We start from the raw sequence: 16,058 nt of genomic DNA, 5'->3' as shown, positions 1-16,058 counted from the left end.
GAGAGAATCGTTCTTGTGAGTGCTGCGATGCGAAGCCGTACCCCTGACCGCCTGTGTGCCGAGGCCGTCGAGCTCGCCCGTGCCGCGGCCGAGGACGCCGCAGGCCCCGACGGCGTGGGCGAGCACCTTGGTGTGGTGGCGGACGGCGACCGGGTCGTCACGCACTCGTTCGCCACGAAGGAGGCCGCCTACCGCGGCTGGCGCTGGGCGGTGACGCTGGCCCGCGCGTCCCGCAGCAAGCAGGTGACGGTCGACGAGACGGTGCTGCTGCCGGGCGGGGACGCGGTGCTCGCGCCCGAGTGGGTGCCGTGGAGCGAGCGGCTGCGCCCCGGTGACCTGGGGCCGGGTGATCTGCTGCCGACGGAGGCGGACGATCTCCGGCTGGAGCCGGGGTTCACCGGGGCCGATGAGCCGCCGCCGAACTCCGCGGTGTCGCCGGAGGTCGCGGAACTGGCGGAGGCCGAGGACGCGGATGTGGAGCCGAAGCCGGCTCCGGGTGTGAGCAGTATCGCGGCTGTCGCCGAGGAGATCGGCATGGCGCGGCCGAGGGTGCTGTCCCGTTACGGGCTGCACGCGGCCGCGGACCGGTGGGAGGAGCAGTTCGGGCCGAAGACGCCGATGGCGCAGGCGGCGCCGGCCAAGTGCGCGACCTGCGGCTTCCTGGTCCCGATCGCGGGGTCGCTGCGGCAGGCGTTCGGGGTGTGCGCGAACGAGTACGGCCCGGCCGACGGGCATGTGGTGTCACTGTCGTTCGGCTGCGGGGCGCATTCGGAGGCGGCGGTGGTCCCGAAGCCGCCGAAGCCGGCGGAGCCGGTGCTGGACGAGATGCACGACGTGGACCCGATGTCGCTCCATCCGGAGCGGACCGGCGGATCGGTGGAAGAAGGCGCCGAGTCGGAGGAACTGGGCCACAGCTGAGCGGCGCGCGGGGACGCGGGCCGGCGTCGCCGCGACGGCGGCGCCGCCGGGCGGGGCGTGGGTTGCGCACTTCCCGCGCGAGTGAGACAGGAACGCCGACAACGGCAGAGGCGGGCGCGGGGTGGGCCTGCCCCGTCGGGCGGGTCTGGTTCGTGGGTCGGGGTTGTGGGTCGGGGTTGTGGGGTCGGGGTTGTGGCGCTGGTGTGACGGTTTTCTTTGCCGGGTGGCAGTTCGGTCCGCGCGCTGTCGCGCGAAGGATAAAAGCGTCGGCAACGGCGAAAGTGGGCGCGAGGTGCGGCCGCGCCGCCGGGTCGGCGGTTTTCGCGCGCCGCTTCGCGTCGGTGAGGCGTGCACGGGCCGGGGGTATGGGTACCGTTTCTGAAATTGGTGGTGCAATTTCACTTGTGCCCAGGGGGGTGTGCGCGGGGGCGCGCGGCCAAATTCTCACCACCAGTTTTGAAAACGGCATCCCCGTACCCCTGCCACCCGTCCCCTCGCCGCGAAGCGGCGCTAGTAAACCGCCGCCCGGCTGCCGGAGCAGGTCCCTCGCCCGCCCTTCCGCCGTTGCTGGCGCGTTTGTCCTTCGTGCGGCAGCGCGCAGATCGAACCGCCGCCCGGTGGTGGAGCCGTCAGATCGGCGTCACCAGTCCGTCACTATCGCCGCGAAGCGGCGCTTCGAAGCCGCCGCCCGGCTGCCGGAGCGGGCCCCGGCCCCTTCCGCCGTTGCTGGTGCCTTTGTCCTTCGTGCGGCAGCGCGCAGATGGAACCGCCGCCCGGCAAACGAGACCGTCGGACCAGCGTCACCAGTCCGTCACTATCGCCGCGAAGCGGCGCTTCGAAGCCGCCGCCCGGCTGCCGGAGCGGGCCCCGGCCCCTTCCGCCGTTGCTGGTGCCTTTGTCCTTCGCGCGGCAGCGCGCAGATGGAACCGCCGCCCGGCAAACGAGACCGTCGGACCGGCGGCGCCTGTCCGTCACTATCGCCGCGAAGCGGCGCTTCGAAGCCGCCGCCCGGCTGCCGGAGCAGGCCCCTCGCCCACCTTCCGCCGTTGCTGGTGCCTTTGTCCTTCGCGCGGCAGCGCGCAGATCGAACCGCCGCCCGGCAAACGAGACCGTCGGACCAGCGTCACCAGCTCGCCCCCCGGCTCCGGTCCCCGTCGCCGCCCACAAGGGCGATGATGTTCCCAGGGCGGTTCGGCTGTACCTTCACCGGACCAGGTAGCTCGGCGTCGGTGGCGGAGGAGAGCGGCAGTGGGAACGGCATCGTTTTTGTCGTCGTTGGTCCAAGGGCAGTCCGGCGGAGCCGACCCCTTCGGGACCACTGACCTGCGCGGGGCCGTGCTCGATGCCTGGGCCGCCTCGCCCGCCCGCTTCCGCGAGGACGCCAACGCCGAGGAGGACCTCGTCCTCGGTGGCTACCGTGACCGCCTCGTCGTGGAGCTCGCCCAGAACGCCGCCGACGCCGCCGCCCGCGCCCGTGTCCCCGGCCGTCTCCGGCTCATCCTCCACCCCGCCCACGGCGGCCAGCCGGCCATGCTCGCCGCCGCCAACACCGGCGCCGGGCTCGACGCCGCCGGTGTCGAGTCCCTGTCCACCCTCCGCGCCTCCGCCAAGCGCGACGACACCCAGCCCACCGTCGGCCGTTTCGGTGTCGGGTTCTCCGCCGTCCTCGCCGTCACCGACGAGCCCGCCGTCATCGGCCGCTCCGGCGGGGTGCGCTGGTCGCTCGCCGAGGCACGCGAACTGGCCGAGGAGACGGCCCGCACAAGCTCCGGCCTCGGCGACGAACTTCGCCGCCGCGACGGCCATGTGCCGCTCCTTCGACTGCCGTTGCCCGCCGAGGGCACACCTCCCGACGGTTATGACACCGTCGTCGTCCTGCCCCTGCGCGACGGCGCCGCCGAGGACCTCGTCCAGCGCCTCCTCGCCGCGATCGACGACGCCCTCCTCCTCACCCTCCCCGGCCTGGCCGAGGTCGTCGTCGAGACCCCCGAGGGCGTGCGCACCCTCATCCGGAGCGAAGAGCAGAACATCGTCGTCGTCACCGACTCCGCCAACGGCACCACCCGTTGGCGCGTCGAGAGTGCCCAGGGCCCCATCGCCGCGGAGCTCCTCGCCGACCGCCCCGTCGAGGAGCGCCTGCGTCCCTCCTGGGCGCTGACCTGGGCCGTTCCCGTGGGCAGCGACGGCGCCCCCGCCGCCACCCGTACCGCACCCGTCGTGCACGCCCCGACCCCCACCGACGAACCCCTCGGGGTGCCCGCGCTCCTCATCGCGAGCCTGCCCCTGGACCCCACCCGCCGCCATGCCGCCCCCGGCCCGCTCACCGAGTTCCTGCTCTCGCAGGCCGCCCGGGCCTATGTGAAGCTCCTGTGCGACTGGGAGCCGGTCGGTGTGGGCACCCTCAGCCTCGTACCCGGCCCCTTGGGCAAGGGCGAGCTCGACGCCCGCCTGCGCCGCGGCGTGCTCGAACTCCTGCCCAGCACCCGTTTCCTGCCCACCGCCGCCGCCCCGCCGGAGGACGAGGACGTACCTCTCGCGCTGCGCCCCGCCGACGCCGAACTCGTCGAGGGCGCCAACGCCGCCACCGTCGCCGTTCTCGCCGAGGTCTTCCACACCCTGATCCCCGGTGGCCTCGAGCGCCGGGTGGAGCTGCGCACCCTCGGCGTCCACCGTGTCCCGCTCGGCGAGATGATCGACCGCCTCGCCGGTCTGGAACGCCCCGCCGACTGGTGGTACCGGCTGTACGGCGCCCTCTCCGGCACCGATCCCGACCTGCTCGGCGGGCTTCCCGTGCCGCTCGCCGACGGCCGGACGGTCACCGGGCCGCGCCAGGTGCTCCTGCCGCTGCCCGACGCCAACGACCCGAACACCGAGCACCACGGCATCGACCCCGCCCGCCTGGCTCGTCTCGGGCTGAAGGTCGCGCATCCCGACGCCGCCCATCCCCTGCTGGAGAAGCTGGGCGCGCTTCCGGCCACCGCCCGCGCGGTGCTGACCACTGCCCAGGTGAGGGCCGCCGTCGCCGACTCGCTCGACGCCGAGGAGGCGTGGGACGAGGACCAGGGCCCGCTGGCCGCCGACGAACTGGCGGACGTGGTCCTCCGGCTCGTCCAGGCCAGCGGTATCGGTCCCGGCGAGGAGCCGTGGCTGGGCGCGCTGGCCCTCCCCGACGACGAGGGGGAGCTCGCTCCCGCGGCGGAGCTGGTCCTGCCGGGCAGCCCTTTCGAGGCCGTCATCCGCGAGGGCGAGCTCGCCGCCTGCGACGTCGAGCTGCTGGAGCGGTGGGGGGAGCGTCCGCTGACAGCGCTGGGCGTCCTGGCCACCTTCGCGCTGGTGCGCGCGGAGGACGTCGTCCTCGACCCCGACGACCTCGAACCCGACGAGGGCCTGGAGCCCTGGGCCGAGGACGTCGGCCTGCTGGACGCCGTGGACGTGTGGTGCGAGGACGTGCTCGACCAGCTGCCCGAGTCCGATGTCCCGCCCGTGGCCACCGAGCTGGTGGCTGTGCGCGACCTCGACCTCGTGGATGACGACGCCTGGCCGCAGGCGCTGTCCATGCTCGCCCAGCCGCCGCTGCGGGACGCGCTGATCGCCCCGGTGCGGGTGCTCCTGCCGGACGGCTCCACGCAGAACGTCCGCCCGTACACCGCCTGGTGGCTGCGCGACCACCCGGTGCTCGACGGCCGCCGCCCGGTCGGTCTGCGGGCTGCGGGTGGCGACCCGTTGCTCGAAGGGCTCTACGACGACGCCGGAGTCGACGTGGAGCACCCGCTCCCCGACGACCAGGTGCTGCGCTGCCTCGGCGTGCGGACGTCGGTGGCCGCGCTCCTGGACGAGCCCGGTGGCCCGGCCGAGCTGCTGGCCCGCCTCGCCGACCCCGACCGCGAGGTCAGCCCCTCGCAACTGCACGGCATCTACGCCGCCCTGGCCGAGCTCGACCCGCAGACGCTGACCCTGCCCGACGAATTGCGGGCCGTGGTCGACGGCTCGACGGAGGTCGTGGACGCCGCCGACGCCGTCATCGCCGATGCCCCCGACCTGCTGCCGCTGGCGGCGGACGGACCCCTGCTGCCGGTGCCGCCGCGCCTGGCGGACGACCTCGCCGAGCTCCTCCAGGTGCGGAAGGCGGGCGACGCGCACACCGCCGAGATCGTCACCGAGGGAGAGCCCCACGGTGTGCCGGCCGAGGTGCTCGCCGTCCTGCCGGGCGCCCCCGAGAGCTACTTCGAGCACGAGGAACTGCGCGTCACCGGCGATGTCGAGGTGGACTGGCGCTACGTCGACGGGGTGCTGCACGCGGCGACCCTGGAGGGGGTCGCCGCGGGCCTGGCCTGGGCGGCCGGCCAGTGGCAGCGCCGCTTCGAGATCGCCGCACTCCTGGCGGAGCCGGACCGCTCGGCGGAACTCGCCGAGGCCCGCTGGTTCGAATAGCCGCCCAGCCCGCCGAGCGGCCCCGAGCACGCGGAGCCCGCCGAGCGGCCCGAGCGCCCGGCGGGGCGCGGGGGCCCCGCCGCTCTGATGACTCAGTCGGACTGGCTGCGGCTGAAGCCCCACACGACCAGGCCGATGACCACGAGGGCGATCAGCACCCACATCCATGTCGGCATCGAGCCGCCGCCGCCGCTGCCGCTCCCGTGGTAGTGGTGGTAGTGGTGACCGCCACGACGACCGCGTGCCAGTATCCCGCCCGTCGTCCGAAGTGCCCCGTTAATTGTCATGAACGCAGACCTTAGTGGGTGGGGTGAGCTCTGGCCGCACGGGCCTCCAGCCGCCACACGCACTCCAGCACCACCGACGCCACCACGGCGACCCCCACGCCCATCCAGGGCTCCTCGACGCCGACCAGCCTCAGCTCGAAGAACGTCTGCAGATACGGGGTGACCAGCACGACGAAGAACCCGAGGCCCATCGCCAGCACCAGCCCGATCCGCCACCACGTGTACGGCCGGGCGATGATCGCCAGCACCCATATCGCCACGAGGAACAGCGTCAGCGTCGCCACACTCGTCTCCGCCTGGAGCGCCTCCGGCCCCGAGTAGTGATGCCTCGCCAGCAGATACGAGACAAAGGTCGCCAGCCCCGCGATGATCCCCGCGGGCAGCGCGTACCGCATCACCCGGCGCACGAAGCCGGGCCGCGCCCGCTCCTTGTTCGGGGCCAGGGCCAGGAAGAACGCCGGGATGCCGATCGTCAGCGTCGACAGCAGCGTCAAATGGCGGGGCAGGAACGGATAGGGGAGCTGGAATATCGCCACCAGCAGCGCCAGCAGCACCGAGTAGACGGTCTTGGTGAGGAAGAGATTGGCGACTCGCTCGATATTGCCGATGACCCGCCGTCCCTCGGCGACCACCGAAGGCAGCGTGGAGAAGCTGTTGTTGAGCAGGACGATCTGCGCCACCGCCCGGGTCGCCTCCGACCCGGAGCCCATGGCCACACCGATGTCGGCGTCCTTGAGCGCCAGGACGTCATTGACGCCGTCACCGGTCATCGCCACGGTGTGCCCGCGCGACTGCAACGCGCCCACCATGTCCCGTTTCTGCTGGGGCGTCACCCGGCCGAAGACCGTGCCGCCCTCCAGCGCCTTCGCCATCGCGTCCTTCTCGGCGGGCAGGATCCGGGCGTCCACCGGGGTGTCCGCGCCCGGCAGCCCGAGGGTGGCGGCGACAGCTCCGACCGACACCGCGTTGTCGCCGGAGATCACCTTCGCCCTGACATTCTGATCGGCGAAGTACCGCAGCGTCTCGGAGGCGTCGGGGCGCAGCCGCTGTTCGAGGACGACGAGTGCCACGGGGGCTGGCCGTGTCCCCGCCTCCGGATCGGTCAGCCGCTCACGCGTCCGCGCGAGCAGGAGGACGCGCATCCCCTGCTCGTTGAGCCGCTCGATGTCCGGCAGGGCCTCGTGCTCGTAGGGCAGCAGGACGTCGGGGGCGCCGAGCAGCCAGGTGCTGCGTTCGCCGGAGGGCTCGGCGAACGTCGCTCCGCTGTACTTGCGCGCGGACGAGAACGGCAGGGTCTCCACCGCCCGCCAGCCGTCACCCGAGGGGCCCGAGGAGCCCGAGGAGCCGTGCGAGTCCGACGAGCCGGGGGAGCCCGACGAGCCGGGAGGGCCGGGGGAGCCCGAGGGACCCTCTCCGGAGGGGGGCGACGAGCCGGAGGGGTACGCCTCGATGATCGCCTGGAGGCTGGCGTTGGGGCGCTGGTCGGACGCGCCGAGGGCGCCCAGCGCACGATGGGCGCGGCCTTCCTCCCCGTCCAGGACGATCAGCTCCTTGACGTCCATGCCGCCCTCGGTGAGCGTGCCGGTCTTGTCCAGGCACACCGTGTCCACCCTGGCCAGCCCCTCGATGGCGGGCAGTTCCTGCACCAGGCACTGCCGGCGGCCGAGCCGCACGACCCCGATCGCGAACGCCACGGACGTCAGCAGCACCAGCCCTTCGGGGACCATGGGCACGATGCCGCCGACCATCCTGCGCACCGCTTCCTTCCAGTCGTGCTTCTCGACGTAGAGCTGGCTGGCGATGAGCGCGAGGGCGGTAGGGGCCATCAGATAGGTGACGTACCGCAGGATGGTGTTGATGCCGTTGCGCAGCTCGGAAGCGACGAGGGTGAACCGGCTGGCCTCCTCCGCCAGTCGCGCCGCGTAGGCCTCGCGCCCGACCTTGGTGGCGGTGAAGGCGCCGGTCCCGGCCACGACGAAGCTGCCGGACATCACCTCGTCGCCCGCGTTCTTGAGGACGGGGTCGGCCTCGCCGGTCAGCAGGGACTCGTCGATCTCCAGCCCCTCTGCCTGGACCACAACCCCGTCGACGACGGCCTTGTCGCCTGGGCCGAGTTCGACGACGTCGTCGAGGACGATCTCGGCGGTCGACACCTCGAGGGCGCGGCCCGCACGGCGGACGACGGGTCTCGCCTCGCCGATGAGCGCGAGGCCGTCCAGGGTCTTCTTGGCGCGCAGTTCCTGGATGATGCCGATGAAGGTGTTCGCGATGATGACGAAGCCGAACAGGCCGTCCTGGATCGGCGCGACCGCGACGATGATCACGAAGAGCACGCCGATGATCGCGTTGAAGCGGGTGAAGACATTCGCCTTGACGATCTCGGCGGTGCTGCGGGAGGAGCGGACGGGGATGTCGTTGACGTCTCCGCGGGCGACCCGCTCGCCGACCTCGGCCTCGGTGAGCCCGCTGACACGGGCCGCGGGCACGGCCGCGTCGGTCCCGGTCCGATCGGTCATGCCACCGACGTTACGGGCGGTCGGTCGTGAATGCCTGTGGTGGCGGCCAGGAACGGTACCGGAGGAGGACCCGGATCATCCCCGGGTCGCAGGGTCCTGTCCGGACCGTCCGCTGTCCGGGCCGCTCTCCTGCCCGCCGTCGTGACCGGCCCCCGGCCCGCTCCCCGGCCCCTTCCCGTTCCCGTTCCCCGGCCCGTTCCCGGACCGCTCGTGGCGGCGGATGGCGTCCCGCCTGCGCCGCACATACCACAGGCCGATCAGGCCCAGCCCGGCTCCGGCGAGGCAGGTCCACACCCACCAGGCGTGCCCGTGGTCGTCGAACCAGCCGTAGAACGGCAGCTGGACGAGGAAGAGGACGAACCAGAGGATCGTGCCTCCGGTGACGATCGCCACATCGTTCGCCTCGAGGGGCTCGGGGGCCGGGCGGAGCGGGGTCTTGGCCATGAGGCTCAGCCTAGGGCTTGGACGAAGGCACAAGGTCGGCCCGGTGTCTACGCGCGCAGATGCTGTTCGTCCGGCGGTAGCGGCACGGGTCGGCCCAGGGGCGGGAACGGACGTTCCGTGCCTGGGCCGACCCATGTGCGACGGGGGCGCCTAGGAGGCGTCCCCGTAGAGTTCCTGGGCCTCCTCCACGGAGGCGCTGAAGCGCTGGTCGAAGTCGTCGCGCGTCAGGGTGTCCAGCACGTAGTCCCGCACGGTCGTGCCGCGCTGAGCCGCGCGCATCCTGATCCTCTCGAGCAGATCGCTGTCGAGGCGAAGGCTGAGCACTGTCGTCCCCATACCGGTCATGCTCGCGCGCGGTGAGCACGGATGCGATGGATTCTCTCGTTTTCGCCGTAGTCCGCCCAAAGTGTGATCGGTCCGGTCGGGTTTGGTCTGTTCCGGCATTCCTTCCTGTTCGCATTTTCCTTAGCGAGGGTAATGAGTTACGCTAACGACATGGCGGAACTGTCCAAGGACGACCTCACCGCGGTGAGCAGCCTGCGAGCGGCGGTCCTGCGTCTGTCGCGGCGACTGCGCCACCAGCGCGTCGACGAGTCGCTCAGCCCGACGGAGATGTCCGTGCTCGGCACGCTCACCCGTTGTGGCTCGGCCACCCCGGGGGAACTGGCGCGCAAGGAGCACGTCCAGCCGCCCTCGATGACCCGCATCGTGGCGATGCTGGAGGCCAAGGGCCTGGTCAGCAGGGAGCCCCATCCGGACGACCGACGGCAGATCGTCGTGTCGCAGACGGAGCAGGCCGAGGCGATCCTTGAGGAGAGCCGCCGTCGCCGCAACGCCTGGCTGGCGGAGCTGGCGAGCGGACTGACCGAGGACGAGTGGCGCAAGCTCCGTGAGGCGGCACCGATCCTGGAGAAGCTCGCCGAGATGTAGCCGCCGCACGTTTGTACGCATGTGGATGCACAGCGGTGCACGCAGGTGCACACAGGTGCACGTAGGTTAAGGAGATGCCCCGTTGAGTTCGGCCTCAGAACCAGCCGAAGTCGCAACCGAACCCGAAGAACCCATCACCAAGCGCGGTACCTTCAGCTCGCTCAAGGTCCGCAACTACCGGCTGTTCGCCGGTGGCCAGGTCGTCTCCAACACAGGCACCTGGATGCAGAGGATCGCACAGGACTGGCTGGTCCTCAGCCTGACCGGCTCCTCCGCCGCCGTGGGCATCACCACGGCGCTTCAGTTCCTCCCCATGCTGCTGTTCGGCCTGTACGGCGGAGTGATCGCCGACCGGTACGCCAAGCGCACCCTCCTGCTGATCACCCAGGCCACCATGGGCCTGCTGGGTCTGGCGCTCGCCGTCCTCACCCTCTCCGGCACCGTCGAGGTCTGGCATGTCTACCTGATCGCGTTCCTGCTCGGCCTCGCCACCGTCGTGGACAACCCGACCCGTCAGGCGTTCGTCGTCGAGATGGTCGGCCCCCAGGACGTGCGCAACGCCGTCAGTCTGAACGCCGCCAACTTCCAGACCGCCCGCATCATCGGCCCCGCCGTGGCGGGTGTGCTGATCGCGGCCGTCGGCAGCGGCTGGGCGTTCGCGCTCAACGGTGTGTCGTTCATCGCGCCGCTGACCGCGCTGATGCTGATGCGGGAGTCCGAGCTGCACCGCATCCCGCGCGTCCCGCGCGAGAAGGGGCAACTGCGCGAGGGCCTGCGATACGTGGCCGGACGCCCCGATCTGATCTGGCCGATCGTGCTGGTCGGCTTCATCGGCACATTCGGATACAACTTCCCGATCTGGCTGACCGCCTACGTCGACGACGTCTACCACGCCGGGGCGGGCACCTACGGCCTGCTCAACACGCTCATGGCCGCGGGATCCCTGCTCGGCGCCCTGCTGGCGGCCCGGCGCGGCACCACGAGGATGCGCATGCTGGTCGGCTGCGCGCTGATCTTCGGCGTGCTCGAGGCCGCGGCGGCGCTCTCGCCGGCGTTCTGGCTGTTCGCCGCCCTGCTGGTCCCGATCGGGCTGTTCGGCCTGACCTTCAACACCACGGCGAACTCCTCGGTCCAGCTGGCCACCGACCCGGCCATGCGCGGCCGGGTGATGAGCCTGTTCCTGATGGTGTTCATGGGCGGCACCCCGATCGGTGCCCCCATCGTCGGCTGGGTGACCGACACGTACGGCGCCCGCGTGGGCTTTCTCTCCGGCGGCCTGGTCTCCGTCGGCGCGGCCGTCGTGGTGGGCCTGGTCCTGGCCCGAATAGGCAATCTGCGGGTCAAGGTCGACCTGCACCGGGGCAAGGGCCACCCGCTGATCGCCTTTGTCCCCAGAGAGAAGCTGACCGCGGCGGCGTGAGCTCCAAGGGGCCGCCGGTCGGGCTGTGAGACCAGCCGGGCCCTTGTCCGGCCCGGCTGGGTCAGAGCCTCATCTCCAGGAGCCGACCCGTCCACTCCCCGCTCGGTGAACGCGCCCCCGCCGGGACGCCTGGGTCGACCTCCGCGGTCTGATCTTCATAGCGGCGACCGTATCGAGGAAGCCGGGGAAATGGAGAGACTGTCCGCATGAGGCTCTTCGTCGCGGTCCAGCCGCCCCCGGCCGCCGTCGCCGAGCTGGCGGCAGCCCTCGCTCCGCTCCACAAGCTCCCCGATGCCGACCGGCTGCGGTTCACCGAGCAGGCCGGGTGGCATCTCACACTGGCCTTCCTCGGCGACGTGGACCCCTCCCTCCTGCCCGAGCTGGGCACCCGCCTCGCCCGCGCCGCCCACCGCCATGAGCCGATGGAACTGCGCCTCGCGGGAGGCGGCCGCTTCGCCGACCGGGCCCTGTGGACGGGCGTCACCGACGGCCGCCGGGCCCTCGGCCGCCTCGCCGACTCCACCGCCGCCGCGGCCCGCCGCACGGGCATCGACGCCGACGAGCGCCCCTTCAAGGCGCACCTGACGCTGGCGCGCAGCCGGTCGCCGGTCGATCTGCGGCCGTTCCGGCGGGCGCTGGAGGGCTTCGAGGGCAGTGCCTGGCCGGCGGACTCGATCCGGCTGATGAGCAGCACCACGGCGGGAGTGGGGCAGCCCCCGGTGTACGAGACGGTGGAGCGGTGGCCTCTGGGCAAGGGGGCGGACAAGGGATGACCGGCGTGCGGTTACCGTTGAATGCGTGAACCCGAAGACCCGCACCCGCGTCCTCAGCGCATGCCTGCTCCTCCTCCTGGTGGTAGTGATCGTCAGCCAGGTGGCCAGGTAGCGATTCGGCGCACCGCGGCCGCGCCCCGCCCCTCAGGGACTGGTGGGGAAGTCGCCTGTCTTGATCCCTGCGATGAACGAGGCCCACGCGGCGGTGGGAAAGAGCAGGGCAGGCCCCTGGGGATCCTTGGAATCGCGAACGGGCACGGCGCTGTCGAGGCCGTCTGCGACCTCGACGCAGTTCCCCCCGTTCGTATTGCTGTAGCTGCTCTTGCGCCACACGGCGGCGCTCAGGTCGGGGGTGGTTCGCATGGCTTACGGCCTCCCTTGCTGGTTGGGATCAACGTGCCGGGGGTTCGATGGCGCGGGACCAGAGCACGTCCGCATGCTCGGTGAACCGGTCGAACAGCCCGCCCTCGTCGCGCTTGCGCAGGTGCATCATGGGCGAATCGTGCCCGGACAGCAGCGCCAGGTGGGGCGTCACAAGCGCGTCGTCATCGAATCGGAAGACGCTCAGGGAGATGAAGTTCGGGGCGTCGTCCGGACCGCAGAAGCGCATTTCGATTCCCTCGGCCTGCCGAAGCTTGTCGAGGTTCTCGAGGGTGATGCGAATTCGCGTCCCGACGGTCAGGGCGACGTCCTCGATCCGCTCGCGGGCCCTTGTCAGCTCGCTGTCGGGATCGCCGATGAGGAAGCGGATCCGGCAGCCGGTCCGCGCCTTCGCCTTGAGCGTCGCGTGGAAGGCCGGTTGCTCCAGCCAGAGGAAGTAGTTCGTGTAGCCGGCGAAGATGAGCTCGCGCTCCGCGGAGGCGATGAGCTCGGCCCACACCGTCGACGGGCAGGCGGCGCGGTAGGGGTAGACGCTGACGACTTCCCGGTCGTGTCCCGTCTTGACGGCCGACCTGACGGATTTCGGCCACAGCATGTCCTCACTCACCCCTAGCGTCTCGGCGACGTCGGCTCTGCTCCGAGGGTGCGGAACGAGCTCTGGATCAGAGAGCCATCGTTCCACCGTCTTCGCAGTGACCCCCGCTCGGGCGGCAAGCTGCCGAGGGGAGACCTTCCGGTCGTCCATAGCACGCCGTAACGCAGTGTTCAATGTTCCTCCCCGCGACGTTTGGGCGTCTTTGACCATAGCGCCAAGGCCGCCTGACGGTCCGCTACTTGGGAGGCGCACTCATCGGTACGTCGGGCGATGATCCGGATACACGCCAAACGATTGACATCGGGGAGTCGGCTTGATGGCGCCGATCAGCAATATGACGATGAGGGTGTATCAGGTGGACCGGTACGGGGTGGTCAGCCGTCCGTTGACTGTCACGGCTGTGGCGCGCGGGCCGCTCTCCTTTACCGCGCCGGCCAATGGGCCCTGGCCTCCCTGCCGGTGCGCGCGGTGCGCGGACCGGCTGGGCCGGGGCGGTCGGCGGAATGCGCTCGGGGTGGCGGACCTGTGAGCCCGCGCAAGCCCGAACCCCCCATCACGCCCGCGCTCGCGTTCTTCGGGGCCGTGGCCACGCACTTCCGCCGCCGGGCGGGGCTGACCCAGCAGGAACTGGCCGAGTTGCTCCACTACTCGGGCGGGATGATCGGCATGGTCGAGTGCGGGCGAAGGGTGCCGGGGGAGAGCTACCTCCTGATGCTCGACGACGTGCTCGACGCCGGAGGGCTGTTCAAGGAAGCACTTCCCATGCTGGAGGCCGAGCAGGTGGGCCGCCTCGGCCCGTTGCGGGTGGACAACGAGATCAGGGCCAATATCGCGGCCCTGGCGGCGTGGGCGTTCTCGCACCCGGAGCCATAGCCCGTCCGCTACCGGGCCGGGCAGGCCAGTTCGGGGGCGGCGCGGTTGGGGGAGCACGTCACGACGGAGAGGCTGAGGAACTGAGCCTGCCCGAGGTAGAAGCCGAGGGTCACGTCGCCGCCCCACGTCAGTCGTTCCGTGGCTGAGGTGACGTGGAGCTCCAAGCGGCTTCTGTCCTGGTCATACTCGGAGGAGAACCGAGGTGCGTACTCGGTGAGTTGACGGCTCAGCCACTGCGCAGCTTCCTTCGGCTCCTCCCAGGTGCCGCGAATGAGCCTGGACGGCTTCAGCAACCAGAACGCCGATTCGATCGGGGGCACCTCCGACACCGGAAACTCACCCACCGCCTGCCGGTACCGCTCCACCACCTCGGGGGGACTGGTCGGCGCGGGCTCAACCCCGGGCGCGGGGCGGCGAATGCTCTCGGTGTCGAATCGGGCCTTGTCTCCCAGCCAGAGATAGCCATGGTGATGCACGACGCAACCTGTCCGTGAAGTCCGTGTGGCCCTCGGTCCTTGGGGGAAGGACCGAGGGCCGCGCCTGGGTTGTGAAAGCGGTGCCAGGGGTCAGGCGAGGTCGAACTCCCCGGCCTTCGCGCCCGCCAGGAAGTCCTGCCATTCCCGCGGGGTGAACTGCATGACGGCCTCGGTCTTCGTGTCACGTATCGCGACGATGCCGCTGACGTTCGTCGCCACCTCCACACACCCCTCGGTGCACGGCCCACCGCACGCGGCAGCGGTCCGGAACTCGTACTGCGCCATGGTTCCTCCCTGGCATCGGATCGGACTCGGCTTGTCGCAATGCTGTCGGGTCGAGGGTGCCGAATTCCAGAACATTTCGCGTTTCGGACTGAAAATCATGAACGGAAGGCCGCCGACCATTCCTCGATCTTCTCCCTGGCTTCGTCGCCGAAGAGGGCGTGTCGCTCGTAGCCCGAGAACTCGTCGAAGTGGTCGCGCACGTCCCTGGGGTCTCGGAAGACCATGACGCCCGTCGAAATCTCGACCGTCGACAGGCGGCTGTCGTAAATGGTGAAGGTATTCAGCGGGCAACCCGGCAAAGGAATTTCCATCGGGAGTACCGCCAGGCGCACATTGGGGAGGCGGCTCAAGGAGACCAGGCGATCAAGCTGAACCGCCATCGCGTCGGGCGACACGAAGGGAGAGCGAGCCGCTTGCTCGGTGAGGATGAACGTAAACCGCTTCGAGCGGTCGTAGAGGACTTCCTGCCGCTCCAACTTCTTCGCAATGGTATTGCTGTGGTCGCCGGGAACGTGCGACAGGGTGGCGCGGATGTACTCCGGGGTGGAGAGCAACCCTGTGATCATCGAGAGCAGGAAGTAGCGGAGTTCCGTCGATGAGGACTCCAACCCGGCCAGCTCCCACTGTTTTTTGTCCAGCCCTTTGCGCCTCATGGCCCGCGCGTCCTGCCATTCGGTGTTCGCGATGCGCGCCAGGGCGGACACTTCCGCCGCTACGCGCGGGGGTACATCCAAGGCAGTCAAGATGCGTTCGATGTCGACGAGGCTCGGCCGCACCCTGCCGTTCTCGATCCGGCTGATCTTCGACTGAGATATGTTGCAACGTGCAGCGAGCCGGTCTCCGGAGAGACCGGCCCGCTTTCGGAGTGCTTTGAGCATGTAGGCCAGCTCCTGCTGCGACTGACCCATCTGCTCGGGTTCGAGCGTCACCCCGCCACGTACTCCTGAAATGGAACAGATTCGGCGAGGGCGATTCGCTGATACTCGCAGAACGGGGCGAGGTCTCCCGCGTGCAGTTCGCGGCCGAGTTGCCTGCCGTCCTCCTCGAAGTGCATGAGGACGACCGTTGACCTGTCGAACATCCAGAAGTCCTGGACGTCCGGCAGGGGATTTTCTCGTTCGGTCACATCGAGGATTCGGATGTCTTCCCCGATCGCTGCCTGGTGTTGGTAGTAGCGTGCGAACTCGAACTGGAGATACGGGGAAAGGGGGCGAGTCACGACGTGCACGCGCCCGATAGTCCTCCCGGCTTCCCTATGATTCCGGATGAGGGAAGTCCAGGAGTCCTCGATGGGTTCGGAGAATCGCTCCCCGGTGAGGAACCGAGAAAACTCGTCCGCCTCTTGGGGAACGTGATAGTGGGGCATCGTCTCAAGCCGCCAGGCTTCCGTCTCGAACTTTTGGAACTTGGCCGTCCACTCGTCACCGTCCAAGAGCATAGAACGCCTCCCGCAGCACGCTCTCCGGGATCTCGACAAGCCCTTCACCCTCAGGCGGAGTGAAGCCTTTGAACACGTCTCCCTGGACGACTAACGTCCCCTTCTCGGTGCGATATACGTTCGGACAATCCGACTGTCCGCACTCGCCGTTGCCGCCACCATCACCTTCGGCCTTACCGGTCAGGCGGGTCAGCCCTGCTCGCTCAGACACGCGAAAACCCCTTCATTCGGGGCCTGCTTGGCCCTGTATCCGATGACGGTACGAGGGCTGCGGCGGGATCGTCCATGCGC

Annotated in this window: 17 protein-coding genes; 6 read left to right on the top strand and 11 right to left on the bottom strand. The window is 70.2% G+C overall.

Features of this window, described 5'->3' with window-relative positions; translation table 11 throughout:
* Positions 1 to 27 precede the first annotated feature (27 nt).
* Both IEY86_RS12140 and IEY86_RS12135 read left to right on the top strand, forming a co-directional pair.
* A complete protein-coding gene (locus IEY86_RS12140) occupies positions 28 to 918 on the top strand; it encodes a DUF3027 domain-containing protein (RefSeq protein WP_189131743.1) in 891 nt (296 codons plus the stop codon).
* A gap of 1,248 nt (positions 919 to 2,166) precedes the next feature.
* Positions 2,167 to 5,349 carry a sacsin N-terminal ATP-binding-like domain-containing protein gene (locus IEY86_RS12135; protein WP_229698358.1) on the top strand — a complete coding sequence of 1,061 codons (3,183 nt, stop codon included), beginning with the start codon at positions 2,167 to 2,169 and terminating at the stop codon, positions 5,347 to 5,349.
* 92 nt (positions 5,350 to 5,441) lie between these two features.
* On the opposite strand, the gene IEY86_RS12130 is transcribed toward IEY86_RS12135, so the two are convergent.
* The 4 genes from IEY86_RS12130 to IEY86_RS12115 all read right to left on the bottom strand — a co-directional run bounded on the left by IEY86_RS12130 (position 5,442) and on the right by IEY86_RS12115 (position 8,932).
* Positions 5,442 to 5,636 carry a hypothetical protein gene (locus tag IEY86_RS12130; RefSeq protein ID WP_189131620.1) on the bottom strand — a complete coding sequence of 65 codons (195 nt, stop codon included), beginning with the start codon at positions 5,634 to 5,636 and terminating at the stop codon, positions 5,442 to 5,444.
* A gap of 11 nt (positions 5,637 to 5,647) precedes the next feature.
* The gene (locus tag IEY86_RS12125) at positions 5,648 to 8,152 is read right to left on the bottom strand and encodes an HAD-IC family P-type ATPase (RefSeq protein WP_189131619.1); all 2,505 of its coding nucleotides are present in this window, start codon (positions 8,150 to 8,152) and stop codon (positions 5,648 to 5,650) included.
* Between the two features lie 75 nt (positions 8,153 to 8,227).
* A complete protein-coding gene (locus IEY86_RS12120) occupies positions 8,228 to 8,596 on the bottom strand; it encodes a DUF2530 domain-containing protein (RefSeq protein ID WP_189131618.1) in 369 nt (122 codons plus the stop codon).
* Between the two features lie 150 nt (positions 8,597 to 8,746).
* Entirely contained in the window at positions 8,747 to 8,932 is a 186-nt protein-coding gene (locus IEY86_RS12115) for a ribbon-helix-helix protein, CopG family (protein WP_189131617.1), read from the bottom strand.
* A 159-nt stretch (positions 8,933 to 9,091) separates the two neighbouring features.
* On the opposite strand from IEY86_RS12115, the gene IEY86_RS12110 reads away from it, so the two are divergent.
* From IEY86_RS12110 to thpR, 3 genes are all read left to right on the top strand, one after another.
* Positions 9,092 to 9,526, top strand: a complete 435-nt coding sequence (locus IEY86_RS12110; RefSeq protein WP_189131616.1) for a MarR family winged helix-turn-helix transcriptional regulator — start codon at positions 9,092 to 9,094, stop codon at positions 9,524 to 9,526.
* A 133-nt stretch (positions 9,527 to 9,659) separates the two neighbouring features.
* Complete coding sequence (locus IEY86_RS12105; RefSeq protein WP_229698372.1) at positions 9,660 to 10,946, top strand: MFS transporter; 1,287 nt, start codon at positions 9,660 to 9,662, stop codon at positions 10,944 to 10,946.
* A 206-nt stretch (positions 10,947 to 11,152) separates the two neighbouring features.
* Entirely contained in the window at positions 11,153 to 11,719 is a 567-nt protein-coding gene (thpR, locus tag IEY86_RS12100; RefSeq protein WP_189131614.1) for an RNA 2',3'-cyclic phosphodiesterase, read from the top strand.
* A 144-nt stretch (positions 11,720 to 11,863) separates the two neighbouring features.
* Here the strand turns inward: thpR and IEY86_RS12095 are convergent, their stop codons facing one another.
* Both IEY86_RS12095 and IEY86_RS12090 read right to left on the bottom strand, forming a co-directional pair.
* The gene (locus IEY86_RS12095) at positions 11,864 to 12,082 is read right to left on the bottom strand and encodes a DUF397 domain-containing protein (protein ID WP_189131613.1); all 219 of its coding nucleotides are present in this window, start codon (positions 12,080 to 12,082) and stop codon (positions 11,864 to 11,866) included.
* Between the two features lie 28 nt (positions 12,083 to 12,110).
* Positions 12,111 to 12,707, bottom strand: coding sequence for a DUF5919 domain-containing protein (locus tag IEY86_RS12090; RefSeq protein ID WP_308425133.1), 597 nt, complete (start codon positions 12,705 to 12,707; stop codon positions 12,111 to 12,113).
* A 513-nt stretch (positions 12,708 to 13,220) separates the two neighbouring features.
* On the opposite strand from IEY86_RS12090, the gene IEY86_RS36380 reads away from it, so the two are divergent.
* A complete protein-coding gene (locus tag IEY86_RS36380; protein WP_229698356.1) occupies positions 13,221 to 13,568 on the top strand; it encodes a helix-turn-helix domain-containing protein in 348 nt (115 codons plus the stop codon).
* Between the two features lie 8 nt (positions 13,569 to 13,576).
* Here IEY86_RS36380 and IEY86_RS12080 read toward each other — a convergent pair whose 3' ends face one another.
* From IEY86_RS12080 to IEY86_RS12060, 5 genes are all read right to left on the bottom strand, one after another.
* Positions 13,577 to 14,044, bottom strand: coding sequence for a hypothetical protein (locus tag IEY86_RS12080; RefSeq protein WP_189131611.1), 468 nt, complete (start codon positions 14,042 to 14,044; stop codon positions 13,577 to 13,579).
* A gap of 90 nt (positions 14,045 to 14,134) precedes the next feature.
* Complete coding sequence (locus tag IEY86_RS12075; RefSeq protein ID WP_189131610.1) at positions 14,135 to 14,329, bottom strand: DUF397 domain-containing protein; 195 nt, start codon at positions 14,327 to 14,329, stop codon at positions 14,135 to 14,137.
* A gap of 95 nt (positions 14,330 to 14,424) precedes the next feature.
* Positions 14,425 to 15,258 (bottom strand): helix-turn-helix domain-containing protein, encoded by an 834-nt coding sequence (locus tag IEY86_RS12070; RefSeq protein WP_189131609.1) that lies wholly within the window; start codon positions 15,256 to 15,258, stop codon positions 14,425 to 14,427.
* Positions 15,255 to 15,767 carry a DUF6879 family protein gene (locus tag IEY86_RS12065; protein WP_189131608.1) on the bottom strand — a complete coding sequence of 171 codons (513 nt, stop codon included), beginning with the start codon at positions 15,765 to 15,767 and terminating at the stop codon, positions 15,255 to 15,257. The genes IEY86_RS12070 and IEY86_RS12065 overlap by 4 nt, the downstream gene beginning before the upstream one ends.
* Positions 15,751 to 15,978 (bottom strand): hypothetical protein, encoded by a 228-nt coding sequence (locus IEY86_RS12060; RefSeq protein ID WP_373287001.1) that lies wholly within the window; start codon positions 15,976 to 15,978, stop codon positions 15,751 to 15,753. Before IEY86_RS12060 ends, IEY86_RS12065 begins: the two co-directional genes overlap by 17 nt.
* Between the last annotated feature and the right edge of the window lie 80 nt (positions 15,979 to 16,058).

It is taken from the genome of Wenjunlia tyrosinilytica, from assembly GCF_014646055.1.
GTDB classification, from domain to species: domain Bacteria; phylum Actinomycetota; class Actinomycetes; order Streptomycetales; family Streptomycetaceae; genus Wenjunlia; species Wenjunlia tyrosinilytica.
Note: the sequence above shows the minus strand (reverse complement) of the source record. Positions and strands in the feature narration are given on the sequence as shown.